Raw genomic sequence first — 25,762 nt, 5'->3', positions numbered from 1 at the left:
CAGTGGAATCCATGTTCCTGGAGCACGAACGCTCAACCCAGGAGACCTTTTTGTCATGGGCGGATTCGAAATGGCGAGCAGCAACAAGCCTGCCAGTCTCGAAGGATTCCTCACTGATGAAACGGGCAAGGAATACACGCTGACCACCACCCCTTCGAACACGATTCTTGGCTATGTCGGCTACGGCATCCTTGATTATCTCGAAGCGGGACTCAACCTGAATGTCCACTATGACGGTGACGCTGGAGGAACCAAGCTCAAAGGTGTGGGCTTTGGCGACATCGGACTCATGGTCAAGGCTCAACTTCCAAACCAGTCCTTAAAGGACCTGTTCAACTTAGCTGCAGCGCTCGAGGTATTCATTCCGACCGGAACAAACGAGAAGGGCGTCCGTCCGAGGCACCTTTGGTACATCCATAAAGGCGACTATACCAACCCCTATTCTGCCGCAGACTTTGCTGTGGCAGGAACGCTCTACTTATCGATCAACATCCACAGGAATCTGCGCTGGAATAATTACGCAGGCGTTCTTAGAGCATTTGAAAACGGCGAAAATATATTCACTTGGGGTTCAGGCATCACACTCTTCCCTTACGAATGGGTTTCGCTTGTCCTCGAAGCATCCGGTGAAACAAAGATCCGAACCAAAGATGTGTGGCGCGGGTTCTTGAATGATCAGCTGAGATTTTCTCCTGGATTGAAAGTCAGACTTCCGAAATTCACGACGATGTCTATCAATGCAGACCTCGGCATGGACTTGTTCAGAAAAAGGAAAATCAGTAGAGGACATGAAATCACAGTTAAGAACAAGGGACACGAATATTCTTACACCGTCCCAGGAAGTCCTCCGATTGCAGTCTCTATTAAATTTAACCGTACATTTGACCTCGGTGGAAGGATCGATGACTTTAAAAAGAAGATGGAAGCATGTCCCAAGTCGAGTCTTTCGTTCAAGGACAATAAATACCGTTGCGCGCCGGACTCCGACAACGACGGTATTGCAGACGACTTGGACGAGTGCCCGGACACACCTGCCGAAGTGCTTATTGACGAAAGCGGTTGCCCTTTTGACCGTGACAACGACGGCGTTCCGGATTACAAGGACAAGTGCCCCAATACAAAGGAAGGATACCCGGTTGATGAATTTGGATGTATCCGCGATAACGACAACGACGGCATCCCGAACGAACTAGACAAATGCCCGGATTCTGAACCCGGCGAAGAAGTCAACGAAAAAGGATGTATTCTCGATACTGATGAAGACGGCGTTCCGAACGTACTTGACTCCTGCCCGAGCACACCCGCAGGACTTAAGGTCAACCAGTACGGATGCTTTATGGACAACGATAAAGACGGCGTTCCTGACGAATGGGACAAGTGCCCCGACAGCGCCCCGAACGAGATTGTGAACATGTATGGCTGCCCCATTGATTCCGATGAAGACGGCATCCCGGACTTTATGGATAAATGTGAAAACACGCCGCCAGGAGTAGGCGTAGATAGTGTTGGCTGTAGACTAGACTTCGACCGAGACGGAATTTTCAATGAAGACGACATGTGCCCAGACACACCTGTAGATGCACCCGTTGACAAGACTGGCTGCCCCATCGACTCTGATAAGGACGGAGTCGTGGACTACCTCGACAACTGCCCGAATACGCTGGAACACACCGCTGTTGACGCCAATGGCTGCCCTATTCGTGAAAAGCTAAATTTGGATAAAATAGCAAGACGTATCCAGTTCCATAAAGGTTCCGAAATGCCACTCAATTCTTCTTACACAGCATTGAGTGATGTCGTGTCCATCATGCGACACAACAAGCAAATCGCCATTGAAATCCAGTGCAGTGTAAAATCAGGAGAATCGAAGGAGCCTATTGAACTTGCGAATTCTAGAGCGAACTTCATCTTTGAATTCCTTGTGAACAAGGGCGTCAAGGAAGATCGCTTAAAAGCATCTGGATATGGATTGCAGCTACCGATGAACAGTCATGGCTACGCCAAGCTAAACCCTGTCGGCGTACGTCTCTTGCCGTACCATATTAAAGAAGAATAGTCAGAACTGAGATAGATTGCCGCGCTTCGCTCGCAACGACGTGTTTTATGTTCTATCCTTACTATTGAACAAAAGCGCGATGACGAGCGCAACGACGACGTACAGCGCGACAGCAGATAAAAGCCCGAGAATCTCCGAGCCTGAGAGCGCCTCTACCTTGATGTACAAGAGGACGGAAAGAGGCATGGCGAGTAAAAAGAGGATTCCGGGGATTTTCTGTTTCATGGAAAGCAAGATAGTAAAAAAGCCGCATCACGCGGCTTGTAAAAGGAGATTCTCGCTCGGAGGCGGGAATGACATGGTTAATTACTTCACGGTAATCTGGAACTTCTTGTCGCCAGCGTTGACCTGGTAGTAGCCCTTGAAACCACGGAACTTGGCTTCGCCATTTTCGTCGGCGATAGCGTAGAGGTCCGTCGTCCAGACCTTGTGCCACAAGTCATAAACGCGCTTTGCAGCAGGCTTTTCGCGACCGTCAGAAGCGATCATGCCGCCGTTCTTGACCCAGTGACGATTGTCCCAGAAGCCCCAGAACACGATGCCGTTCACAGCCGGATGGCTAAATGCGGTACGAAGGAAAGTTTCGAACTTTTCAGCCTGGACTTCTTCGGTATCGTTCATACCAGCCTGCCAGTCGCCCACGTCGAATTCTGTAACCTTGATCGGGAGGCCAAGGGAAGCGAGCTTGTCCAAGCGTTCCTTGATGAGACTCGGCACAACCACCGGACGGAGCCCAAAGTGGCACTGCACGCCAATGCCCATCACAGGCACCTTGCGTTCGAGCATACCCTTAATCAAGCCATAATAGCGATCCGTTTCACCTGCAGCCACGACGTTGTAATCGTTGATGTAAAGGAATGCGCTCGGATCAGCCTTGTGAGCCCAAATGAAGGCACTGTCGAGAATGCCCCAGCCGCACTTGTTGAACGTCCAGGATTCGTGAATCGGTTCGTTCCACACGTCGTATTCCGTAATCTTGCCCTTGTATTCCTTGAGGTCGCGATAGATACGTGCCTTGAGCTTTTCAGCCATTTCTTCGCAGCTACCCTTGTTGCTGTAGTGCTTGTCGAAACCGTAGCCTTGGTGGCTCCACATGAGAGCGTGACCGCGAAGTTTCCAGTGATTCTGGGCGGTGAAGTCGGTGTATTCCTTCATTTCTTCACGCTTGATCTTGCCCTTCTTCGGTTCGTATTCCGGCCACTTGAACTGGTTTTCAGAAACGCCATGCCAGAAGTACTTCTTGGCTGCGTTGCGGTACCAATTTTCGGTGCTATCCTTGGTGTCGTAGAGAGCGAGCGCTGTACCAAACGGGAACGAATGACGCAACAGCTTCACGTGGACTTTTTCGCCCGGATTTGCCTTGACCGTGAAATTCACCTTGCGGAGGCTATCGATACGGGCATCGGCATTGTTATACCAGGACGGGTCAGACATTTCGTCCATCTTTTCGACTTCGACATCGTCGAGCTGGATCCAGCCCTTCTTGAGGCCAATCTGGAACGTAATGTTGTTGAGGCCGTAACCCTTCTGGTCAGCAAGGAAAATCATTTCATAAGTCTGCCACTTGTCTGTCAAGTCAAACGAAGCGCTTTCCTTTTGGCGGTAATCCGGAGGACCACCCTGCACCACGGAATTGATAGGCATGTTGCCTTTTGCCTTGAACGAGAGCTTATAAAAACCGGAGTCTGCCAAGAATTTAGGCGGCTGGAGCTGCAAGCCCCACCACGGATTCGGGAGTTCCTTCACGACGACCTTAGCGCCCTGGGAACCATCAACGCCGAGCCCCTGTACGGCAATTTGCGATTCGGCTACAGCTGGACCATCAGGATTGTTCCACAAATACCAGCCGCCGTCACCATACTCCATATCACCATTGTTCAACTGTGCAAAAGACGGCACAGAAAGCGCCATGGCAACGGTCGCCGCAATCGCAAGAGCTTTATTCTTTTTAAAATTCATGAGGACACCTCGGTTTAATTATAGTCAGATCATTCAAATGCCGTTGAGAATGCGCATCACCGTCATCCTGAACGAATGTGAAGGATCCAGGGCTTTTATTTTCAAGTCTAAATATATACTCGAAGTGCGTTTTTCGGGCGATTTAGGGCATATTTTAGACCGACTATAATACAAACGAGCGAAAAAGTGTAACAAGTGTATCAACGTAGGCAAACGATTTTATAAGTAATAATCAATGTTCATTCCAGCAGAAATAAATGTATATCTAGTAGCAAAGAACATTTAACTATTTTATGGTCATGCATTACAAACCTTATCGCGATTTACTTCTGGAACTTTTCCCTAATTACCTCAAGGTGCGCAAGCTCCCGCTGAATGGCGGCATGAGTTGCCCGAACCTCGACGGGACCAAGGGATTTTCGGGATGCAGCTACTGCAACAACCGCAGTTTCAGTCCTGTTTTTGACGAAGCAAAAGTCTCAATTCAAGAGCAACTCGAAAAGTACGTTCCGAAACTTCGCGACAAGTACCCGAATGCAGGCATCCTCGCCTACTTGCAGCCATACACGAATACGCATGCTCCGCTTGAACATCTGCGCGAAATCATCGATCCGATTATTAAGCATAAAGAAATTGCAGGGCTTGCAATTGGTACACGCCCAGATTGCCTTGAAGACGAAAAGATTGAATACCTTGCAGAGCTCAACCGCAAAAAGCCAATTGTTGTTGAAATCGGGCTTCAGACAGCAAACGACTTGACGCTCGCGGGCATCAACCGCAGGCATACACTTGCGGAATTTGAAGACGCCGTAAAGCGCTGCCAAGCCGCAGGTCTTACCGTCACGACACATGTGATTGTTGGGCTTCCTGGCGAAAAGATGGAAGACTTTAAGCACACAGCACAAGTCGTTCACGATTTGAAACTTGCGGCAGTCAAAATTCACCCGCTGCACATTGTCGTGGGCACGGTCATGGCGCAAGATTTTGCCAACGGCGAAGTCAAATTGCTTTCGTTCGAGGAATACTGCGAAGCGGTTGCCGAGATGATCAAGATTATTGGCAAGGATATCGCGATTGAGCGATTCAGCGGCGAAAGCCCGAGCGAGCTTTTGATTGCACCGAACTGGTGCGGAGAACGCGACAAGATTATTGCGACAGTCGAGAAATTGTTAGATAGAAATTAGTCGTTAGTCACTAGCTTAAATTTGGCGGCAAAAGCCGCGGTTATTACAACCAATAACTAATGACCATTGACTATTAACCATTATAACGAGAGGGGTAAATGAAACGTATTGAAGATTACATTATTGCGGTTCCAGATTTTCCGAAGCCGGGAGTTTTATTCCGTGATATCACGGGAATTTTGAACGACCCCGATGGACTAAAGCTTACGCTTGATGCGTTCTACAAAACGCTTAAAAATGTTGATTTTGATGTCGTTATCGGGCTAGAAGCGCGCGGTTTCCTCTTTGGAGTACCAATTGCAGAGCATTTCCATAAGCCATTTGTCCCAGAACGCAAGAAAGGAAAACTCCCCCGCAAAACCGTCGAAGTGACTTATAATCTTGAATACGGGACCGCCTGCATGGAAATCCATAAAGATGCGATAAAACCTGGGCAACGCGTGGTAATCGTCGACGACCTACTCGCCACTGGTGGCACTGCAAAAGCAGCCGCCCATCTCGTGGAGAAAATGGGCGGCAAGGTTGAATGCTTTGCATTTGTTATTGAACTTACAGATCTTAAAGGTCGTGAAGTTCTTGACGGCTATCGTGTAGAAACGCTGACAAAGTTTTAAAGCAAATGAAAATGGTGACCCCGGAACAAGTCCGGGGTGACAGAGCGATTAAACGCGCTTGAAGATAAGCGAAGTGTTGACTCCGCCGAACGCAAAGTTGTTCGACATGAGGTATTCCACATCCATTTCACGGCCGGAACCGGTAATGTAATCGAGCGGAGCGCACTGTTCATCAACATTATTGAGATTTAGGTTTGGGTTAAACCAGCCACGATTCATCATGTTGATGCCGAGCCAGGCTTCAATACCGCCGCATGCGCCAAGCGTATGTCCGATATAACTCTTAAGGCTCGAAATAGCGACAGAGTGTCCATTAAAGGCGTTGTACGTAGCCCAACTTTCTGCAATATCGCCATGGCGTGTTGCCGTACCGTGACCGCTCACGTAACCAATCGCTTCCGGTGAAATTTCTGCACTCTTGAGAGCAAGCTCAAGCGCAATCTGCATCGTCTCTTTTTTCGGCTGCGTGATGTGGTCGCCATCGGTATTGTGTCCAAAGCCGACAAGTTCCGCGTAGATGTGTGCGCCACGAGCTTTAGCATGCTCGTATTCTTCGAGAATGAGCGTCCCGGCACCTTCGCCAATGACAAGACCATCGCGGTCGCGATCAAACGGAGCGGGAGTCAATTCAGGAGTATCGTTCTTGACGCTTGTCGCAAACAAAGTATCAAATACAGCCGATTCCGTAGCGTCAAGTTCATCAGCGCCACCGGCAATCATCACATCTTGCATGCCGTACTTGATAGCTTCATAAGCATAACCGATCGAAAGGCTACCGCTTGTGCAAGCCGTATTCGTCGTGATAATGCGGCCTGTCGTACCAAAGAAAACACTGACGTTGACCGCACAAGTCTGCGGCATGGAACGGATGTAAGTCGTTGCTGTAATCTTGGAACAATCATGAGGCGGCTTCAGCATCGAGAAGAAATCCAACAAGGGATTAATACTGCCCATCGAAGAACCATAAGCCACGCCAACGCGACCAGACTTCAAAAGAGCTGTTTCTTCGGCAAGCCCTGCCGACTGAATGGCTTTATCCGCAGAAGCAATCGCAAGCACAGCCACACGACCTGCACCGCGAACCTTTTTGCGGGAATATTCGGGCAAGTCATAAAGAATCGGACATGCCAAGCGCGTATTCATTTGCGCATACAAATCCCATTCTTTCATGCGGACAACGCGATTTTTCAAAGTCTTGAGCGAAGCAAAAACATCTTCGACATCCATGCCCAAGGACGAAATGCAACTACCACCAGTAACAACAACGCGACGGGTCATGCCAAGCCTCCATTCACAGAAATCACCTGGCGAGTGATGTAGGCAGCTCCTTCTGAAAGCAGGAACACAACTGTTGCAGCCACTTCTTCGGGCTTTCCAACGCGTTTCATCGGAATTGCAGGCAAGATCATATCAAGCGGTGCATCCTTGATCATTTCAGTTTCAATAACACCAGGGGCAACACTATTTACCGTAATATTGCGACTCGCGAGTTCAGTAGCCAAAGCCTTGGTGGCGCCAATAAGGCCAGCCTTCGAGGCGCTGTAATTGACCTGTCCCCTGTTTCCGATAATTCCAGACACAGAAGAAATCGTGATAATGCGGCCCTTGCGTTTACGGCACATCGGCATCACGAGCGGATGAACGACATTGTAAAAACCGTTCAAGTTTGTATTCAAGACTTTGTCCCAATAGTCATCCGTCATGGCAGGGAAAGCGGCATCAGCACAGACACCCGCATTCGTAATCACACCATAGTACACGCCATTTTCGGCAATGTCTTTTTCAAGAACTTCCTTGCACTGTTCACGGTCGCAAATATTGAACTGCAATGTGCGAATATTACCGCCATTGGCACGAATCCGCTCAGCAAGAGCGTCAATCGGAGCGGAGTTTCTATTGTAATGAGCGACGACTGTATAGCCTTCTTTTGCAACCGCTTCGGCAATTGCAAGACCAATACCGCCACTAGCACCCGTAATCAAGACAGATTTTGCATTATCCATATTCATTCCTCAAATTCAATTCATGCCCAAAGTAGCCTTTGGATCATCGACTTCAACCGTGTTCAGAGTTGCTATTACTGCGATTTTATCACCCACTTTTGCAACACCATCAAACGTGACCGCTTTATCCATTCGAACGGTTTCATGAACAGTGACAACAACGGTTTCGCCATCCTTAAAAACCGGAATATCGGCTTTGAAACCGCTCACACTCATGATGAATCCCACCTTTGGCTTATCGCCTTTGGTGCGGCCATAAATTCCAGACAAAGCAGAAATGCTCTGGGCCATGTATTCAAATGCGACCCAAGCTGGGATTCCGCCCAAATCGTCTTCGTAGAAAAGACTATTACGCGAAATATCGATTTCCGTCGTGATATTTACATCTTCAAGGCTGTAATTTTGAACGCGATCCAGCAAAAGCATTTTGCCTTTATGCGGAACGAGTTCGCTTGTAGCCTCTTTTGTTTTAAATTCTTCATTCATATTAAATCAAACTGTTTTCAACAATCAAAGACACATTGCAGCCACCGAATGCAAAGGAATTACTCATGCAATATTTGAGATTCTTTGCGGTTTCAGCGGGTTTTACCAAATGTACTGGCGGGAGATTTGCATCGACTACACCATCGAAAAGATGCGCCGGGAGTCGACTGATGCATTCGTTATTTTCGCCAGCACTTTTTAACGCAAGGCAACAGAAAGCCAATTCCAAAGCCCCCGCAGCGCCTAACGTGTGTCCCGTCAAAGCTTTTGTCGAGCTTACAGGAACATCAGCATGATTCGCTTCACCGAAGAGACGGTTTACGGCACGAGATTCCATTGCGTCGTTCAGTTCCGTACCGGTTCCATGCAAATTCACGTAACCGATTTCAGATGCGCTAAGCCCCGCATTTTCTAGGGCAGCCTTCATCGCCTGATACGCCCCTTCCCCATCGGCACGAGGAGCCGTAATGTGGTCTGCATCAGCGCTTTCGCCAAAGCCAACCACCTTGAGATTTCTGCAATCGTGCGTACAAAGCTCATCACACTGCTCACGTGAGACCACCAAAAATACAGCCGCATCGCCAAGCGTAAGCCCGGAACGGTTCGCACTAAACGGATTTGTCGGGCGGTCACTCATCGCTTCGAGAGAGGCAAAGCCAAGAATCACCGACAGAGATGCGATATCCACGCCACCCACAATTGCCATATCGCAATTCCCAGCATAAAGGTTATTGCGAGCGGAAACAAAAGCACTAGCGCTAGAAGCACATGCTGTAGAATGAACCGAAGTCATTCCAGTAATGCCATAACGATCAGCAATAAAGCGCAGCGGGAAATCAGCACGCTGGTAATCGAGCAAATACCCCTCAGGGAACGCACCTGTTTCCTTAAAACATCTGAGAGCGGCCACAGAAGCTTCGGAGCCATTGTCGCAAGAGCCGATGAAAATACCAACGCGATTTGCCCCAAACAGATCAACCGCTTTGCGAATGGTCTTATCCATTCCAGACAACGCAGCCTGTGAAAGGCGATTAACGCGATTGTCGTACTTTTTCTCGCTTACAGGAGGTAACGATGCAGGGTCAATAGTCGCCGCAGGGCGCATCACACCCGCCACATCATAAGTGGTAAAATTTCCACGAATGCCTTTCGTCAGTTTATCAAAGACTTGTACTTTATCGCTACCTAAAATGCAGTGGAAGCTAAAATCATTTATGTACAAAGGTCGATTATTCATTCGCTACCAAGATTGATGTGGTACTTGTATTGGCGCAATTCGTTCACCAAGTCAATTTCACTTGCCTTACGGGTAACGCGCAAAATAGTCTTCCCGTTCTCAGACAATACGCGTTCGAAATCTTGAGACTCATCCGACAAGCGCTTTTCGGTAAATGTAAAACCAGACTGTTCAAAATTATTCTTTAGCGCCTCAAAAGGATAAAAGCAAGTCTGCAAATCGGCAATCACATATTCCGCTTTCATTTTTTCGACATCGATGACCGAACTTACAAACGAAACAGAATCTTTTGCATAAGTCAACTCTGCAATTGTCGTGCCAAAACCGCTAAAGAAAACGACCGAAAGGATAGTATCATTTGCACGCACCCAGACATCGCCACTAAAAGTCGTTGTAGACGTATCCGCAAGAGAGTTGCCTGGAGACTTCATTTTTCGGAAAGTCCCTTCGAGATGTTGAGCCTCGTCAATAGTTCCTGACATCGCTGTGGTCGGCAGCAAATTGACAAAGCCAGAATCAGAATAATAGACAGGCATCGAATTGGGCTTGACAAGAGTGTGCTGGCAAGACGTAAGGCAGAACACACCTAACGCAACGCTTACCCAAGCAAAAATTCTCATACCAAGTTTCATATTCTAAGCACAAAGTTAGAAAAATTTAACGTTTTGCACTTAATGGAGAAAGTAGAAAACAACATAAAATTCCAAGCAAAACGGCAAGCCCAAAAGTTTTTACAGGGATAAAAGCACTACAGACAAGACTTCCAAAAGAAATCAGCGTCGTCGCTGCCGAAAGCATAATCGCTAGAGTGGTCACTGATTTTTGACGACCGCCTTCTCTAAAGAACAAAGCATAGTCAATACCTATACCGAGTGTCAAAATCACACCGACAATAGCAAAGAAATTAAATTCCATATTCAGATAGCCAAACGCAGATGCCACAAAGAAACTTGCCAAAATTGGAGCTCGCAAAATTCTCAAAGCATCAGTAAACTTATACACAACTACAAGAATAATAAACATCACAATATACGCCAAACCAACAAGCGTCAAAGAGATTCGTGAAATTTTCGTGAGCGACGCATTGATATTTTGCATTTTATTCACCGCATAGACATGAGGCAAATTCTTAGCCATTTGTCGAGCATCAAAATTTTCCGTGACATGGAGCGGGAATACGGCGCTATAATACTTTTTGCTCTGAGAATCGCCGACCGCACCAATCCACAACATTTCTAGCAGTGAACGAAATGAGTGCGGGAGCATTTTTGAATTTTCAGAGAACAAGCTTTTAAGCTCGACGTACTTTGCATCCCCCTTTAAACCTTCGACAAACAGAGAATCTTTCTGCACACCAATTTCCGTTAAGAAATCCCGACTTGCAAGCAAACGCTGGGCATCGACAAAAGTCTTTTTTTGAGTTTCAAGCGACGGAACAAAGCTGGACACCGCTAAATACGATTTCAGCTGTTTTTTCTTTTCAGCCTGCAAAAGACGCGATGCCAGAACTTCTTCACGTTGCAAGACTTCTTCTTCGCTATCGCCTTCTACAATAAAATAGTTGGGCGATATTCCGATATTATTCAATTTACGATTTAAAGTCTCACCCGCTTTTAGCTTATCGCTCATCGAATAAAGACTGCCCAAATCTGTATGGATTTTGAGAGAGCAAAGCCCCGGCAACAAAGCAATGACGAAAAATACAAAAAACAGGACAACAACCCACGTAGGTAATTTAGAATAGCACTTATTGAATTTTTTAGGAATAGATACTGGAAGATTCTTTATAGACAAGCTATTGTTTTTCACCCTGACATTTCGCGGTCTTTCAAACACATCGTGGAACAAAAGCGTAATGGTCAAGAACGAGCTCAACAATCCCACAATCGAGAATACCGCCATTTGTCGCAACAACGGAAAATTCGCAAATGTGAGCGCAATATAGCTAAATTCTGTTGTCAAGAATCCAAGCAAAAGCCCCTTAAAAATCTTGGTACGAATATTTCGAACGCCAGACTTCCAGTTCGTGAAAAAATGCACCGAGTAATCAATGCTGACACCGATTACACTTGTACCAAAAACAAACGTAAATACATGGACATTCCCAAAAACAAACCACGTAAACACGAGCGCCGTAAAAACGGCAAGTAAAATCGTCGATATCGTTACGGCAATAGGCAAAGCCGAGCGGTAAACATAAAGGAGCAACAGCAAGATCAAAAAGATGGAAACACCCGAAATCAGAGCAATTTCAGATTTTGCTTCTTTCGAGCTTTCGTAGCTATGGAACGGAGCTCCCGACGCCGCAACACGTAATCCGGAATTTGCTTTTTCTAAAGAATCCAGCACGCGATTCACGCGCCCAATCACATGATCATCTGACGCCATCGAAGAAACACTTTCAGAAAGCACCGCATTCCACATCACGTATGTAGCCCCGGAATCTTGAGCGGCAAGCACGCCATCACGCAAACTAAAATGCGTAGAGGTCATCGGTGAATTCTTCATGTAATTTTCAAAAGAAGATTCTCCAAGCAAAAACGGATCTTCTTCGAGGCGGTTCAAATTGACCATCGAAAACGAGCCGTATATTTTTTGGAGGGCGCTAAGCTTCAACGATTCAATATTTCCCGATGAAAGAGCGTCTCGGACATCATCGCCCTGAATTGTATAACGATGGTCAAACAAGAAATTGCGAGTCTCGCCCAATGTATTTTCATCAACAAAAAGTCGAGTTTCCGTTAAGGAGGGATCATCCTTAAAAAGACTATCTAGCGAAACAGCGACTTTGCGGGCAACCTCAAAATTTTCATGCCCGACGAGAACCGTAATATTTCTCATCGTGCGGTTACTGAGGGCATTTTCGGCCTCGCTCACATTTTGAATTTCATTGAAATCCGGCAAGATGGAATACAGATTAGAATCAAGTTTCCACGGAACTGATATGCCGAGAACAATCAAAACAATATGAACAAGAGCCCAAACTTTCATAATAAGAATCCTGTACTACGGAGCCCCCGGCTGTTCTGCCGAATTTTTATCTGATGTTTTTTGATTTGAAAACTCGTATACCACAGGGGACCCCTCACCATCCGTAATAACGACTTTTTCCAAATTTTCGGATACATCCATCACAATGTTAGCAATGACTTTTTGCACCGCTTTTTCTCGCGGAACAAGCCCTACCGTATATCCATTTGACGTCTTTTCACAAAATATATTAAAGTTCGTTTCTAGTTCTGAGAGATTTCCAGAAAAAACAGCTTGAATAGTTTTTGAAAACTGAGCAAAAACAGGATTATCATTCGAAGAAATGACACGAACCTGACCGTTCACGTTTCGTTCAGAAATACCAGCATCAGAAACTGTCAACTCCGATGGAAACGGCTTTTGGGTCTTCCAGACAATGCCTGAAGTTTTTGAAATGCGGAACGTCCCCGTCGAAACGAAATCACGATTCAGCTTCTTTATAGACTTCGTCTGCTTGAAATCTCCTGTCACGACATCATGGCGAGTCATTTGGAGGAGTACACTCGACAACTCCTGTTTCGACGTTGCGTTCACAGGATGGTCAAAAACGGCAGCCATGGATAAAGACATGGACAAAGCTAGGACAAGTAATAGAATCATCCTATTTAATCTACAAAAAATGCTTCTAGCCATTTTCAAGAAGTGCCCTAACTTTTTCAACAAAGCACGCCGGGCATGCCCAAAGGGATTCTTTAGTCTGCATATCGACCGCCATTTGGGTACTTTCAGCCTTTGTAAGCACAGTTCCCGATTCAGCATCCATAAATTTATAAGAGAGCTTCATGCAGACTTCGTATTCTTCGAGAGTCACGACGGCACGAATTTTTTGCATAAAAATCATGGGGCGGATATACTTGATATGCATATACACAACGGGCCAAACGTAACCGCTACGCGTCATTTCGTTGTAATCGTAACCGATTTTACGCAACAACGCACATCGGGCAACTTCCATGAACTTCACGTAATTGCCGTGCCATGCAACCTGCATGGAATCGACATCGTAAAATTCAATCTGGAATTCAACCGTTTCCTTGATTTTCTTTACAGCCATACGAATTAGGTCCTTTATACCGCGTAAAATTTATTGCGGATGAGTTCCAATGTATTACGCAAATCCTTTTCAAGCTGACGGTCGCATTCTAGCGGCGCAAACTTGGAGAACACCTGATCATAAGTATCCTTCAGATTCTTGATGCGGTCTTCCGAAATTTCCTTGCGTTCCAAGCGGATGCGAAGTGCCTGAGCAGAAGCTAAAAGCGTTGCCGCTGCCACCTGTTCCGAAAGTTCCAATACGCGGATGCAGTCGCGGGCTGCAATCGTACCCATGCTGACCTTGTCCTGGTTGTGGCATTCCGTTGAACGGCTAAACACGCTCATCGGCATCGTCAAATGCAAAGCTTCAGCGGTCCAAGCAGAAACGCCAATCTGAACCGCCTTGAAGCCGTGGTTGATATCGTAATCGCCCTTGCTACCCGCAAGATTCGGCGGCAAGTTGCGGTTAAACTTGATATCGACAATCATGGCGAGCTGACGGTCCAAAAGGTCTGCAATGTTTGCAACCATATTCTTGAGCGTATCCATCGCTAGGCAGATGTGTCCGCCGTAGAAATGCCCACCGTGGAAAATGTTTTTCGTAAACGGGTCGACAATCGGGTTATCATTGGCACTGTTGAGTTCAATTTCAATCAGCTGGCGCAAGAAAGCACTGGAATCGTAAAAAAGACCAATCACATGCGGAGCGCAACGCAGTGAATACGGATCCTGAATTTTTTCAGGAACAACGTTCTGCACGACTTCGAGATTCAAGGCTTCACGCATCTTCTTGGCAGCAAGTCCAAGACCCGGATGCGGCTTCGCTTCGAACAAGCGTTCATAATAGTGATAGGCATTGCCCTTCATGGCAACCGTAATCATCGCCGTAATGCGGCAAGCCAAATCCGAAAGGTATTCGGCACGGGAATAAGCCATGCAAGCAACCGCATTCATCGCCGCCGTACCGTTCATAATGGCAATTGCTTCTTTCGGGCGGAACTTGTGCGGAGTAATTCCCAATTCCTTCATCACGTCCAGAGAAGAACGGCGTTCGCCTTTGTACATCACATCGCGCTCGCCAATCACGGCACCTGCCAAATACGAAAGCGGAGTCAAGTCGCCGCTAGCACCCACAGAACCTTCCTGCGGAATCAGCGGCAAGATATCATTCTGCAAGAACTGCATGATGATTTTCAAAAGAGCGTAGCTCACGCCCGAAAAGCCCTGCGCAAGCGTATTCAGGCGAACCGCCATAATAGCGCGAGTCGTTTCAGCATCAAAGTAATCGCCGAGACCGCAACCATGAAAACGCGTCAAGTTGATGGGGAGCTGGTAATAATGCTCCGGCGGCAACACCTGCGTGCAGGAATCGCCATAACCCGTCGTCACGCCATAAATGCCGCCGTGTTCAGCAAGTGCTTCATCCAGGAATTCAGCACCCGAATCAATCTTTTTCTGAAATTCAATAGAGCTATCGAGTTCAACAGCCACCTGCTTTTTCGCTATAGCGACCACATCTTCAATAGTTAATTTTTTGCTTCCGATAACGACAGTTTTCATGAGATTGTTCTCCACCTATTTTTCTAATCTTTCCCAAAAGTTGTAGAAATTGTACCACTGATAAGGATGTTCTTTGCACAGCCTTTCCAACAACTCAGTGTATTCCTGCAAAAGCATTTTCAAACGCTCCGGCCGCTCTTTACGTGAGCAGTCTAAAGACGTTTTAGCCCGCACCACATGCATTTCATATGCAGAGCGGATATTAAAATCGTGTTTGCGAATCGCAAAAATGAAATAAACAGGAGCATCAAGGATGCCCGCCAATGAAAACGCGCCTTCCGGGAAATTTGCAGGTTCCCCTAAAAACGTTGTTTCAATCACGCGATTTCTTGAATTAGCAGACGTGCGATCCCCAGCGATTACAACGAAGTTGCCATTGTGAATTTGTTCTTTCATCCACACCGCAGTATTCACATCAATGCGGTTTGCATCCACTACATGGTCCATCAATTCTGGATTCAATTCACGCAAGAGGCTGTTAAATTTTGAAGTTACCGAAAAATCAAGTACCGGGAAAACTTCAAACTTTCGCTTCGTCATGTATTCGCCATACCCAGTCAACGAACGAAGCATTTCCATATTCCCTAAATGTGAACAAATGGCAAAAGCGCCTTGCCCATTTTCGAAACCGTCCATCAACGAATGCAAATCATCATTTTGCGTTTCAATTTGGTTCAGCTTGATAGCCCCCTTCCAGCCAAGCAATTTTTCCATCATCGAAAGGGCAAACGAATAGATATGCTTATACGTCCCCAATAAATCAACGCGTTTCCCGTTCGCCTTGAACACATGTTCCAGATAAACTTTAGAACGAACACGAACAGGCTTCGCTCCCAGCCAAAAGAAGAAGCAAACCACAGCCGTAATGATTTCGACCATGAACAGCGGCAGATGACATACCATCCAAAGCATAAAGCGGAAATGCCACATGCTACCGCCCACTTCCTTGATGTCCGCCCAATGCGCCTTCAAGACATCATTTGTATTCAAATTTGGGGTATTCGCGTCCATGTTATTTCTTTTTAAACAGACGGCGAGCCAGAATCAAAGGCAGTCGAATCAACATGCCAAAGAAGAGCATCGAATGCGTGAGCGAAATAGCGACATTGTCATGGAACATTCTAAAGTTCGAGACTCCGTCTTCCGGATAGCTTACCTTGATCGGGTAAAAACGCATCTTTAAGCCAGCCCAAGAGAGTCGCACCAGAATTTCAATATCAAAGCCCATGCGGTTGTTACGGAAACGGCGAACCACTTTCCATGATGTTGCCAGCGGGTACACGCGAAAACCGCACATGGCATCGGGAATGTCCTTCGAAAGCGTTTCGACAGCCACCCAGAAATTCGTGACCTTACGGCCGTTTTCACGAGATTTTGGAACAGAATCATCGTACTGCGGGAATCCACAAATCATATCAGCAGGGTGCTTTTTCGCCGCCTTCATGAAAAACGGAATAGCCTCCATATCGTGCTGACCATCGGCATCGACCTGAAGGGCGTGCGTATAGCCAGCAGCGACAGCAGCTTCCATTCCAGAGCGCACCGCACCGCCTTTACCGCGATTGACTTTGTGTGTTACAAGTTCCACATTCGGAAATTCCTTGGTGATTTGCACCAGAATTTCATGACCTTCTGGAGCATTGCCATCATCAACAAGAATCACGGGCAAATTGTAAGAGACAAGCTTTTCGACAACTGCTCGGGACGCCTTTTCGTGCCTGTACACAGGTACAATCGCACAAAGTCGAACTTCGACATTTTTTGCATCAGCTTTAGCCAAGGGATTCCTCCGGATTCATCGTGAACGAACCGCTTGAATGCATTTTTTCGTTGCCCTGTGCATCAGGCATACTTGTAAAGCTAAACGTCACCTTAGCGGCATCAGCATTATAAGAAACCTTGAGCATCACAGGAACATCAGGCAAAATGGGGCTTGCGAACTTGGTACGATGAATTTTAGAAAGCTTTTTAGGCACATCCAAGAAATTTCGGGCAAGGCGAAGCACCATATCCACTTGAGCGACTGCCGGGAGCAACTTGAACTCCGGAAAATGTCCATCGTAGTAATCGCTCGTCGCCGGGAACAAAAGCTTTGCTGTCAAAGCCCCCGGTTCACGACGGAACTTCAAAATCTTAAAGTTCTGACTTTCAGGCAAATTAAACAAAGCCTGGATATCGCGCATGCGGATTTTGCCTTCGGTATTCTGCGGCAATTCTTCAAGATAGCGCCACTTCTTTGGAGAAACGGTATTCTCTATAAACTGGAGCAAATAATCATGGAAATAATTATTGATGGCAAGTTTCGGTAAGCCTGCAAACTTTTCACGTCCAACCTCGTTCAGCACAATCGCGGCAGCCAAGTACTGGCGTTTGCCCACCATCGGAACCACGCGCACATCTTGAACCAAGCCTGTCTGCTTCAAGCGATTTTCCACTTCAGGGAGCGAGATTCGCTTTTCTTCAATTTTCACAATCGAATCCGAACGTCCCTTGAGCAAGAAACGACCGTCGTCATAAAGGTCCACCAAGTCCCCCGTCGTGAAACCTTCAGCTTCCAAAATGTAGCTCGACTTGATGTTCAAGCATCCATTTTCGGCAACACTCATTTTGCAAACTTCAAACGGTTTCCAAACAGCGCCATTCTTGGACTGGCGATAAGCAATGCCACCAGTTTCGGTGCTGCCATAAATTTCCATCGGCCAATAGCCAACGAGTTCACTTGCTTTTTGAGCCACCTCCACAGGGAGCGGGCCACCCGAAGAATAAATAATCGGCGGGCATTTAAAATCAATCGGCTTATCCGCTTCAGCAGCCAAGCGCTTCAAGAACGCAGGGCTCGAAGCCACAACCGCCGCCGCCCCCGCAATGTTTGCAAGTTCAGTTGGGAAATCGATACGATACCTACAGAACGGAAGTCCAGTCGCAATAGGCAAAAGCGCCGTAAACAACAAACCGTAAATATGATGGTGGTTTACAGTACTAAAGACTTTGCGATCAACCCAGTCGTTTCCAAAGACTTTCACGAGTTCAAAAAGTTCATTTTCAAATTGCATAAACAATTTGAATACGGCTTTCGGCTCTCCTGTCGTGCCCGACGTGTACATTACCATTTCAGCCTTGGTTTTGTCGAACTTGCCGAACTTAATTTCGCGAGAAATGTCACCATCCGTGCAGTGCACATTTTCACTAACGAGCACATCCTGAATCATCGTCGCAGGCATTCCTGCGATATCACCCGTAAAAGGTTCATCCGTCAAGAATCCGTATTCAGGCTTCTTGATTTCCTTGATAAACGCATCTTGGCGATTCGCCGTCACAAGCGCCTTGCGACCGCTCTGGAGCATAGCCAAAAGCGATACCGTAAAGAAATACGAATCTTCGCAATGCAAAATCCATGGTGTATTTTCACGAGCTTCAAGGTAATAACGCACCTTGGAAACATCGCTCACGAAATCGCCCCAGGTTTTGCCATCAGCGACAAGCGCTCCATCCGGGCGAGAATCCTGTTCCAAATCACATACAGGAACGTATGACTGCATTTTGCTCTGCACCATTTTTCGAATCCCAAATTCCACTGTAAAAAAAATTCCAACTAAAATGTAGGAAATTAATCCGTTATATAACGACCAAACTTTATCAGACCCAATAAAAACGGTGGTTGTTGAAATGGATGCATTCACAACAAAAAAAACACACCACGCCAAAGTCACCTTATTGCAATAACGTTCCACCGATTTTAACGACGGAGAATTTTTCAGATTTTTATTCCCAAGCATCGCCATGCGAAACGCAAAACTCGGAGTCCGCCAAAGCGTAAATCCAAAAAACGCAAGCAAACTCAAGTTGACAAGTACTGGGTAAAACTTGACAAATAAAATGTTATCTGCAAAAAATGCAATAACCGCGCACACAAGTACAAGTGCAATAAGCACAGCCATGCGTAAGCGGTCCAACTTTGACGAATTGCGCGTAAAGTTCAGAAAATGAAAAAACGCAAGCGATAAAAGCAAGAGGCTCAATCGCCTTGGCGAGAGCCCCCAAAATTCTAACCCGCAATAAACGATTAACGGGTACAGAACAGAAATTGCGGTAAAGAGAACCTTTCCCGCGATCGATTTCATCACTTGCTTTCCGAGTGGATCAAGTTGTAGATAGCGTCCACCACATCCTGCAACGTGCGAACGGCCTTAAACACTTCCGGATCAATATTTCTCGGCAAAAAGGACTTCAACTTGACAATCAAGTCAACGGCATCAATGCTATCCAGTTCCAAGTCTTCGTAAAGTTTGGCTTCCGGCACGAGCTTTGCTTCGTCAATATCGAAATCTTCGATAAGAGCAGCCTTGATTTTTTCAAAAATTTCCTGTTTTTCCATAAATCAACCCTTAGAATGTTCAGAAATATAAGCAGCAAGAGCATCTACAGAAGCAAAATGCTTCTTCGTTTCTTCTTTTACCGTTGAAAAAGTGACACCAAACTTTTCCTTGATGGCAATACCCAGTTCAAGGGCGTCGATGGAATCCAGGCCAAGACCTTCACCCTTTTCGTTCTTGCCAAAAATCGGAGCAGAATCTACGATATCATCAGGTGTGATATCTTCCAATTCCAAGGATTCAATGATGACATCCTTAATGCGGTTGTTCAAATCGGACATGTGTTTTTATCCTTAATTAATCTTTATTTCACGTACCGCAATATAGAAAATTAATTTTATATTAATTTACAACATAGAAAACTTCTATTTTGTAATTGTTAAAATGTTTGAATTTTACAAAGACGACTCCATTGATGCAGTGAACGCCAAATTCGAAGCGCAAAAGATTGCTTTTTCCCCACTAAGTTTTCAGGCAATCCGCGCACTTAAGAACATGGGAATTCTTGGCGAAATCAGCAACGCCCGCAAAAAAGGCATAACGATTTCGGAGCTTTCGCAAAAAACAGGCGTTTCGGAATACGGTGTCAAGGTTCTTGTCGAGATGGGACTTGGCATGGGAGTTGTCAAAATCAACAAGGATTCCGAAGATAACAAGGAACGTTTTACGCTCGGGAAAATCGGCTTTTTTCTCTTGTTTGATGAAATGACTCAAGTAAATATGGATTTTTCGCAAAATATCTGCTACCGCGGTGCAGAAAACCTGGAAGAATCCATCCGTGAAGACAAGCCCGCAGGACTCCCGCATCTCGGACCGTGGAAAACCGTATACGAAGGATTATCTAAGCTTACAGATCAGCAAAAAAAGAGCTGGTTCGGCTTTGACCATTTCTATTCGGACCAATCCTTTCCCGACGCCCTTCCCATTGTATTCGAAAAGCCGATCCAACACCTGTTTGATATCGGCGGAAATACCGCCAAATGGGCAATCTCCTGTTGCAAGTACAACAAGGATGTGAAGGTTTCCATCATCGACCTCCCTAGTCAGACCGCTGTCGCCGAAAAGAACGCTAAAGAAGCAGGCTTTGCCGACCGTATCGACGCCATCCCTTGTAACGTCCTCGACAACGCCACCGAATTCCCTCAAGGTGCAGACGTCGTCTGGATGAGCCAGTTCCTGGATTGTTTTTCACTGGACCAGATTAAACTGATTTTGACGAAAATACGCAAGGCAATCACGCCAGAAACAGATATCTACGTATTGGAAACTCTTTGGGATAAGCAACGCTTTGAAGCGGCGGCCTATTCATTACAGGCAACATCACTCTACTTTACCTGTATCGCCAATGGCAACAGCAAAATGTACCGCTATGCAGAACTCAAAAACGCCATAGAAAGCGCGGGCTTCGAACTCAAAGAGGCTCACCACAACCTTGGTCCAAGCACACATTCCCTCCTCCGTTTCCGCATAAAGCAAGCATAACCATGTCAGACAACACCATTCATCCCAAAATCTATATCGAAAAGATTGCAAGTTTTGTACCGACAGAGGCAAAACCAAAGCCCGATGTTTCATTTGTCCCGATGCTCACAAGACGTCGTTTGAGCTACATTTCTCGTATGGTCGTTCTCGTCAGTGACCAGGTTTCTCAAGATAAAGACGGAAACAAGCTCACCCCCAGCAAAGTCACATTTGCATCGCAATTTGGCGAAATCAGCCAGCAGTTGAAAATTTCCCAAACGCTCATCGACACGGGAACGGTCTCGCCCGCCCATTTCAGCCTTTCCGTATTTAACGCCGCTGTCGCAAACGCCTCCATTCTCGAAACAAACACCGCAGGCTACTCCGCCGTTTTTTCCGGAAAAGACGCTTTTACCACCGGACTGACAGACTGCTTAGCCGCCCTCGAAAACGAGCCTAGCGACACCCGCACGTTCATCTTTGCAGACGAGCTTATCCCCGAAACTTACGCTCCCGTTGCAGGAGTACCCTACCCAAACGCCGTTTGCGCCCTCGCCCTCAGACTGACCACCGACGAATCTAAGGCTGACCCAGCTCTTAAGAATGTCGATGTTACAAACCAGCTTGCACAGCTCAAGATGTTGCAGAACAATTTCGACACCGCCGCAGAACAGGCGATAGCATTCCTCTGCGCTATCGATATGCAAAGGAATTAGCCACGATGATTCAAAAGATCCACTACGTCTGGCATGTTATCGCCAAACTGTTCAGTTTTGCACTTTTTGGCTCGTTTAGCCTTTTAGTTGCAGTATTCGGTTTTCCGATTATGCACGTTTTTGCAGGCTTTTCAGAAAAGCGTTTCAAGACCATAGCACGCAAGCTAAATCATTTATTTTTCATCATTTACATCAAAATCATCAGCTTTATCGGCTGCATCCGCGTAAGCGTCGAAAACAAGGAAGCCCTCGCCAACCTCCGTTCCAAAGTCGTCATCGCAAACCACCCCTCCATCCTCGATGTTGTCATCTTGTTTTCGCTCGTCCCCAACGCCGATTGCATTGTCAAAGGCGATCTCGTCAAGAATAAATTCGTTTCACTGATCATCAGAAACCTCTATATTCCAAACAACATTCCTTTCGACGACCAGCTAGAACTTGCCAAAAAATCGATGGAAGAGGGCAATAACCTCATCATTTTCCCAGAAGGTACCCGTTCAAAACCCAATGAGCCTTGGGAATTTAAGAAAGGTGCTGCCAGATTTGCTCTTTACTCAAAAAATGATATAATTCCTGTTTTCTTTGGCGGGAATGAAAAAATTGGCATCCGCAAACACGATAAAATATTGCAGTACCACCCCACAGAACGCTACCAGTACAACCTTAAGGTCCTTGATCCGATTTCGGTAAAGGAATTTGAGGACGTCCCTATGACCAAAAGTGCTATCGTTCTGACGAAAAAAATGAAGGATATTCTCGAGGCAGAGCTTCCAAACAAGTGAATATTATCACTTATTTTTGCAAATCAGCCCCATATATTCTCAGTTCATCGTTTATTTTACATTTTAGGCAAAAAAGTTCTTTTATTTTTTCCTTACTTTTGCTAGATTATATGTAAGAACAACCGTTCATGAGCTTTACATAGTACTGCTCATTTAAGCAATCTTATGTAAAGTTTAACGAGCATAAACGAGGACTAGCAATATGATCAAAAAAATCTTAGCGGCATCTCTTGCTCTTGCAGCATCAATTTACGCTACCGAACGAGTCTATATGGCTCCGTTCAACATGATCGGGTTAAACGAGAATTTCGCATTGCCTGCCGAAAAACTCCTCAACACCTATATCGAAGATAACAAGAACTTCATCTTGCTCAACTACACCGAACAAGACTCCGTCAAGGCTGGCGACCGCGTTGCCGCCAACAAGAAGGCAATCGAAAAGAACTGCTCCAAGTTCATCATTGCAGAATTCACCCGCCTCGGCGAAAACGTCATTACCTCGTTCAAGCTTTATGACGTAAACAACGAAACTGCCGTCTGGAGCGACCGCCTTAAAGCAAAGAATCCGGACGATTTTGACCCGATTATCCAGCGCGTCGCTCGTAACATCGGTACAGACAAGAAGGCAACCGATGACGACGATATTTACTCCGTGACCGAACAGGAAACGAAGACCCGCAAAAAGAAGAGCATGTCCTCTTATATCGGTGGCCAGATTACAAGTATGGTTCCGGTCAATCCCGAAGCAAAATTCGAAGGTGGCTTTGGTTTATTCGTTCTCTACGATGCCAGAAACTGCTTGTTCGGCTTCGACTGGTCTATCCACAATATCGATTCCAAGAAAACGCATAGACCGACCCTTTCTGGCTTGACTCTCTCTGCCTACTACCCGTTTGGCACCAAGAACATCACTCCGTTTATCGGTGGCGGCCTTGCATATAGCAGACGCAGCGTCGAACTCGACACCTATCGCTATTATGACGAAGACGACGAAGTGGTCTCTAGTGGCCTTACCGGCGAAATTGGCGGTGGTGTGATTCTCAACCGTGCTAGCCGCGTGATGTTCATTGCACAGGTCAAGTACTTTGCGGACTTCTTTGAATCTCCGTTTGTCGAATACAAAGACCAGAAGGTCGGAGATTACGGCATGAATACTCAAGTCATAACCAAGAACTACTACATCAACGGATTTAAGTTCAGCTTGGGTCTCGGTTTTGGTATCTAACAGCAAATAATATTTTGTATCTTTAGCCGTGAAAACAACATTATTTCACGGCTTTTTATTTGAGGTTTTGTATGATTGAAACGAAAAAGATTTTCAAGAAACTGAGCTGTGTCGCGATGGCTTGTGCAACCACGCTTCTCTTAAGTTCTTGTGCTGGCTCGTATGACAGATATCAGGAAGAAGCTGACAAGTACAAGCCTTGCAATTGTGATGGTTACCACATGAACCACGCGGAATGGCATTACGTGGACAGATTCGGTCAGAAAGTCGATGTGATTGGCAAATGCACTAGAGGCATGAAGAACGGAAACTTCGATTTTTACGTCAACGGAATACAGGTCGCTCGCACAAAGTTCAGCCGCGATGAAGAAATCAAGACCAAATGCTTTATTAACGGTGTACAGACCTACAACTTGTACACTTGCATGAGCATCAACGCCAACGGAATGAATCCCAATGTTCAAGGCAATAATCAAGCTCCTGCCGTCCAAGCTCCGGTCAAAAAGAGCGTTTGGGACTAACAAAATACTCTAAAAATTTTTATCTTTAGCCGAGAAATCATAGCCGATTTCACGGCTTTTTTATTTGAGGTTTACAATGGCTAAGAAGAAAGATACCCAGACTAACATGTGGACGGGCCGCTTTGCTAGTGGCATGGCTCAGAGCATGGTCGATTTAAGTTTCAGCTTGCAGTTTGATGCGGAACTCATCGAAGAAGATATCGAAGGTAGTATCGGACACGGCAAGGGTCTCGTGGAATCGGGCGTTCTTTCTAAAGCAGACTACAAGAAGATTTGCGATGGCCTCAAGAGCATTCTCGATGATTATCACGCCGGCAAGAACCTTTGGTGCGATAGCGACGAAGACATCCACATGGCTGTAGAACGCGTGCTCACGGAACGCATCGGTGCACTCGGCAAAAAAATCCACACGGGCCGCAGCCGCAATGACCAGGTCTGCACGGACTTCAAGCTTTACATGCGTCACCGCGCTGCAGAAATCCGCGCCCTTGAAGTAGAACTTATGGAAACGGTCTTGGACCTTGCCAAGAAGTACTTTGGCAAGATGATGCCGGGTTACACGCACTTGCAGCAGGCCCAGCCGATTTACTTTAGCCATTACCTCATGAGCATGTTCTTTGCCGTGAGCCGTGACGTGAAGCGTCTCGACAACTTCCTTGAATTGCATAACCAGCTCCCGCTCGGCAGTGGCGCCATGGCAGGTTCAGCATTTCCGTACCACCGCGCTCTCGTCGCCGAAGCCCTTGGTTTTAAGGACGTGAGCCCGAACAGCATTGACGCCGTAAGCCATCGCGACATGATGCTCGAATTCGAAGCGGACCTCGCCATCATCGCAAACACGATGAGCCGCTACGCCGAAGACTTTGTAAACTGGAGCACTTGCGAATTTGGATTCCTCACGTTGCACGATGCATTCTCCAGCGGTTCTTCGATGATGCCGCAGAAGAAGAATCCGGACTCCATGGAACTTATCCGCGGAAAGTCTGGCCGTATGCTCGGAAACTTCACTTCGCTTTATACGCTCGTGAAGGGCGCTCCGCTCAGCTATAGCCGCGACTTGCAAGAAGACAAGGAACCGGTATTCGATAGCGTCCACAACGTGAAGGTGATTCTCCGCGTGATGAAGGAAGCTTTGGAAACGGCTCGTTTCAACTTCGAGACAATGCACGCCAAGATGCTCCCGGCGCTCCTCGCAACAGACCTTGCTGACTTGCTCGTGGAAGCAGGCGTTCCGTTCCGCGACGCCCACCACATCGTGGGAAGCCTCGTCGGCGATGCAGCACGCCAGGGCAAGCAGTTCACGGAACTTTCCGACGAGGCTTGGGCCGCCGCAGGCGTCCCGGACGTCGCCAAGATGAAGAAGACGCTTACGTTCGAATACAGCGTAAGCAAGCGTAACATTGAAGGCGGTACGGGTCCGAAGTCCGTGAAGCAGCAGTTCACGAAGGCAGCCGCACTCCTCAAGAAGCTCAAGAAGTAATTGCCTCCGAAAAATGGCGCCCCCGGAATAAAAGCAACCA

General features: G+C 46.6%; 25 protein-coding genes. 9 read left to right on the top strand and 16 right to left on the bottom strand.

Going from position 1 to position 25,762, the window contains the following annotated elements; translation table 11 throughout:
• Positions 1 to 55 precede the first annotated feature (55 nt).
• Positions 56 to 2,056 (top strand): thrombospondin type 3 repeat-containing protein, encoded by a 2,001-nt coding sequence (locus B9Y77_RS02155; protein ID WP_254899890.1) that lies wholly within the window; start codon positions 56 to 58, stop codon positions 2,054 to 2,056.
• A 45-nt stretch (positions 2,057 to 2,101) separates the two neighbouring features.
• Here B9Y77_RS02155 and B9Y77_RS02150 read toward each other — a convergent pair whose 3' ends face one another.
• Together B9Y77_RS02150 and B9Y77_RS02145 are read right to left on the bottom strand one after the other, a co-directional pair.
• Positions 2,102 to 2,281 (bottom strand): hypothetical protein, encoded by a 180-nt coding sequence (locus B9Y77_RS02150; RefSeq protein ID WP_085490291.1) that lies wholly within the window; start codon positions 2,279 to 2,281, stop codon positions 2,102 to 2,104.
• Between the two features lie 81 nt (positions 2,282 to 2,362).
• Entirely contained in the window at positions 2,363 to 4,015 is a 1,653-nt protein-coding gene (locus tag B9Y77_RS02145; RefSeq protein WP_085490290.1) for an endo-1,4-beta-xylanase, read from the bottom strand.
• Positions 4,016 to 4,314: 299 nt separating this feature from the next.
• Here B9Y77_RS02145 and B9Y77_RS02140 point away from each other — a divergent pair, with 299 nt between their 5' ends.
• The gene (locus tag B9Y77_RS02140) at positions 4,315 to 5,199 is read left to right on the top strand and encodes a tRNA modification radical SAM protein MnmL/YtqA (protein WP_254899889.1); all 885 of its coding nucleotides are present in this window, start codon (positions 4,315 to 4,317) and stop codon (positions 5,197 to 5,199) included.
• Between the two features lie 98 nt (positions 5,200 to 5,297).
• Positions 5,298 to 5,813: an adenine phosphoribosyltransferase gene (locus tag B9Y77_RS02135; RefSeq protein ID WP_085490288.1), complete on the top strand. Its 516-nt coding sequence runs from the start codon at positions 5,298 to 5,300 to the stop codon at positions 5,811 to 5,813.
• A gap of 48 nt (positions 5,814 to 5,861) precedes the next feature.
• On the opposite strand, the gene B9Y77_RS02130 is transcribed toward B9Y77_RS02135, so the two are convergent.
• The 14 genes from B9Y77_RS02130 to B9Y77_RS02065 form a co-directional block, all read right to left on the bottom strand.
• Complete coding sequence (locus B9Y77_RS02130; protein WP_085490287.1) at positions 5,862 to 7,091, bottom strand: beta-ketoacyl-ACP synthase; 1,230 nt, start codon at positions 7,089 to 7,091, stop codon at positions 5,862 to 5,864.
• Positions 7,088 to 7,816: a 3-oxoacyl-ACP reductase FabG gene (gene fabG / locus B9Y77_RS02125; RefSeq protein WP_170861518.1), complete on the bottom strand. Its 729-nt coding sequence runs from the start codon at positions 7,814 to 7,816 to the stop codon at positions 7,088 to 7,090. The genes B9Y77_RS02130 and fabG overlap by 4 nt, the downstream gene beginning before the upstream one ends.
• A gap of 15 nt (positions 7,817 to 7,831) precedes the next feature.
• The gene (locus tag B9Y77_RS02120; protein WP_085490286.1) at positions 7,832 to 8,302 is read right to left on the bottom strand and encodes a hotdog family protein; all 471 of its coding nucleotides are present in this window, start codon (positions 8,300 to 8,302) and stop codon (positions 7,832 to 7,834) included.
• A 1-nt stretch (position 8,303) separates the two neighbouring features.
• Complete coding sequence (locus B9Y77_RS02115) at positions 8,304 to 9,539, bottom strand: beta-ketoacyl synthase N-terminal-like domain-containing protein (RefSeq protein WP_085490285.1); 1,236 nt, start codon at positions 9,537 to 9,539, stop codon at positions 8,304 to 8,306.
• Positions 9,536 to 10,159, bottom strand: a complete 624-nt coding sequence (locus tag B9Y77_RS02110) for a DUF3261 domain-containing protein (RefSeq protein ID WP_176221696.1) — start codon at positions 10,157 to 10,159, stop codon at positions 9,536 to 9,538. Before B9Y77_RS02110 ends, B9Y77_RS02115 begins: the two co-directional genes overlap by 4 nt.
• Positions 10,160 to 10,196: 37 nt before the next feature.
• Positions 10,197 to 12,530: an MMPL family transporter gene (locus B9Y77_RS02105; RefSeq protein WP_085490283.1), complete on the bottom strand. Its 2,334-nt coding sequence runs from the start codon at positions 12,528 to 12,530 to the stop codon at positions 10,197 to 10,199.
• Between the two features lie 15 nt (positions 12,531 to 12,545).
• The gene (locus B9Y77_RS02100) at positions 12,546 to 13,202 is read right to left on the bottom strand and encodes a LolA family protein (protein WP_085490282.1); all 657 of its coding nucleotides are present in this window, start codon (positions 13,200 to 13,202) and stop codon (positions 12,546 to 12,548) included.
• On the bottom strand, positions 13,195 to 13,623 hold the full coding sequence (locus tag B9Y77_RS02095) for an acyl-CoA thioesterase (protein ID WP_085490281.1): 429 nt from the start codon (positions 13,621 to 13,623) through the stop codon (positions 13,195 to 13,197). Before B9Y77_RS02095 ends, B9Y77_RS02100 begins: the two co-directional genes overlap by 8 nt.
• Positions 13,624 to 13,637: 14 nt before the next feature.
• A complete protein-coding gene (hutH, locus tag B9Y77_RS02090; RefSeq protein WP_085491415.1) occupies positions 13,638 to 15,164 on the bottom strand; it encodes an HAL/PAL/TAL family ammonia-lyase in 1,527 nt (508 codons plus the stop codon).
• Positions 15,165 to 15,179: 15 nt separating this feature from the next.
• A complete protein-coding gene (locus B9Y77_RS02085; protein ID WP_085490280.1) occupies positions 15,180 to 16,175 on the bottom strand; it encodes an LpxL/LpxP family acyltransferase in 996 nt (331 codons plus the stop codon).
• Between the two features lies 1 nt (position 16,176).
• Positions 16,177 to 16,944: a glycosyltransferase family 2 protein gene (locus B9Y77_RS02080; RefSeq protein WP_085490279.1), complete on the bottom strand. Its 768-nt coding sequence runs from the start codon at positions 16,942 to 16,944 to the stop codon at positions 16,177 to 16,179.
• A complete protein-coding gene (locus B9Y77_RS02075; RefSeq protein WP_254899888.1) occupies positions 16,937 to 18,739 on the bottom strand; it encodes an ApeI family dehydratase in 1,803 nt (600 codons plus the stop codon). The genes B9Y77_RS02080 and B9Y77_RS02075 overlap by 8 nt, the downstream gene beginning before the upstream one ends.
• A gap of 545 nt (positions 18,740 to 19,284) precedes the next feature.
• On the bottom strand, positions 19,285 to 19,539 hold the full coding sequence (locus B9Y77_RS02070; protein WP_085490277.1) for an acyl carrier protein: 255 nt from the start codon (positions 19,537 to 19,539) through the stop codon (positions 19,285 to 19,287).
• Between the two features lie 3 nt (positions 19,540 to 19,542).
• Complete coding sequence (locus B9Y77_RS02065; RefSeq protein ID WP_073424313.1) at positions 19,543 to 19,818, bottom strand: phosphopantetheine-binding protein; 276 nt, start codon at positions 19,816 to 19,818, stop codon at positions 19,543 to 19,545.
• 103 nt (positions 19,819 to 19,921) lie between these two features.
• Here B9Y77_RS02065 and B9Y77_RS02060 point away from each other — a divergent pair, with 103 nt between their 5' ends.
• From B9Y77_RS02060 to argH, 6 genes are all read left to right on the top strand, one after another.
• On the top strand, positions 19,922 to 21,019 hold the full coding sequence (locus B9Y77_RS02060) for a methyltransferase (RefSeq protein WP_085490276.1): 1,098 nt from the start codon (positions 19,922 to 19,924) through the stop codon (positions 21,017 to 21,019).
• Between the two features lie 2 nt (positions 21,020 to 21,021).
• A complete protein-coding gene (locus B9Y77_RS02055) occupies positions 21,022 to 21,714 on the top strand; it encodes a beta-ketoacyl synthase chain length factor (RefSeq protein ID WP_085490275.1) in 693 nt (230 codons plus the stop codon).
• Between the two features lie 5 nt (positions 21,715 to 21,719).
• The gene (locus B9Y77_RS02050; protein ID WP_254899887.1) at positions 21,720 to 22,496 is read left to right on the top strand and encodes a lysophospholipid acyltransferase family protein; all 777 of its coding nucleotides are present in this window, start codon (positions 21,720 to 21,722) and stop codon (positions 22,494 to 22,496) included.
• Between the two features lie 202 nt (positions 22,497 to 22,698).
• Complete coding sequence (locus tag B9Y77_RS02045; RefSeq protein ID WP_085490274.1) at positions 22,699 to 23,721, top strand: hypothetical protein; 1,023 nt, start codon at positions 22,699 to 22,701, stop codon at positions 23,719 to 23,721.
• Positions 23,722 to 23,792: 71 nt separating this feature from the next.
• The gene (locus B9Y77_RS02040) at positions 23,793 to 24,242 is read left to right on the top strand and encodes a hypothetical protein (protein WP_085490273.1); all 450 of its coding nucleotides are present in this window, start codon (positions 23,793 to 23,795) and stop codon (positions 24,240 to 24,242) included.
• Between the two features lie 76 nt (positions 24,243 to 24,318).
• Positions 24,319 to 25,722: an argininosuccinate lyase gene (gene argH, locus B9Y77_RS02035; RefSeq protein ID WP_085490272.1), complete on the top strand. Its 1,404-nt coding sequence runs from the start codon at positions 24,319 to 24,321 to the stop codon at positions 25,720 to 25,722.
• The last annotated feature ends 40 nt before the right edge of the window (positions 25,723 to 25,762 follow it).

Origin of the sequence: Fibrobacter sp. UWB13 (assembly GCF_900177805.1) — a bacterium.
Taxonomy (GTDB): Bacteria; Fibrobacterota; Fibrobacteria; order Fibrobacterales; family Fibrobacteraceae; genus Fibrobacter.
This window is presented reverse-complemented; position numbering and strand designations above follow the sequence as displayed.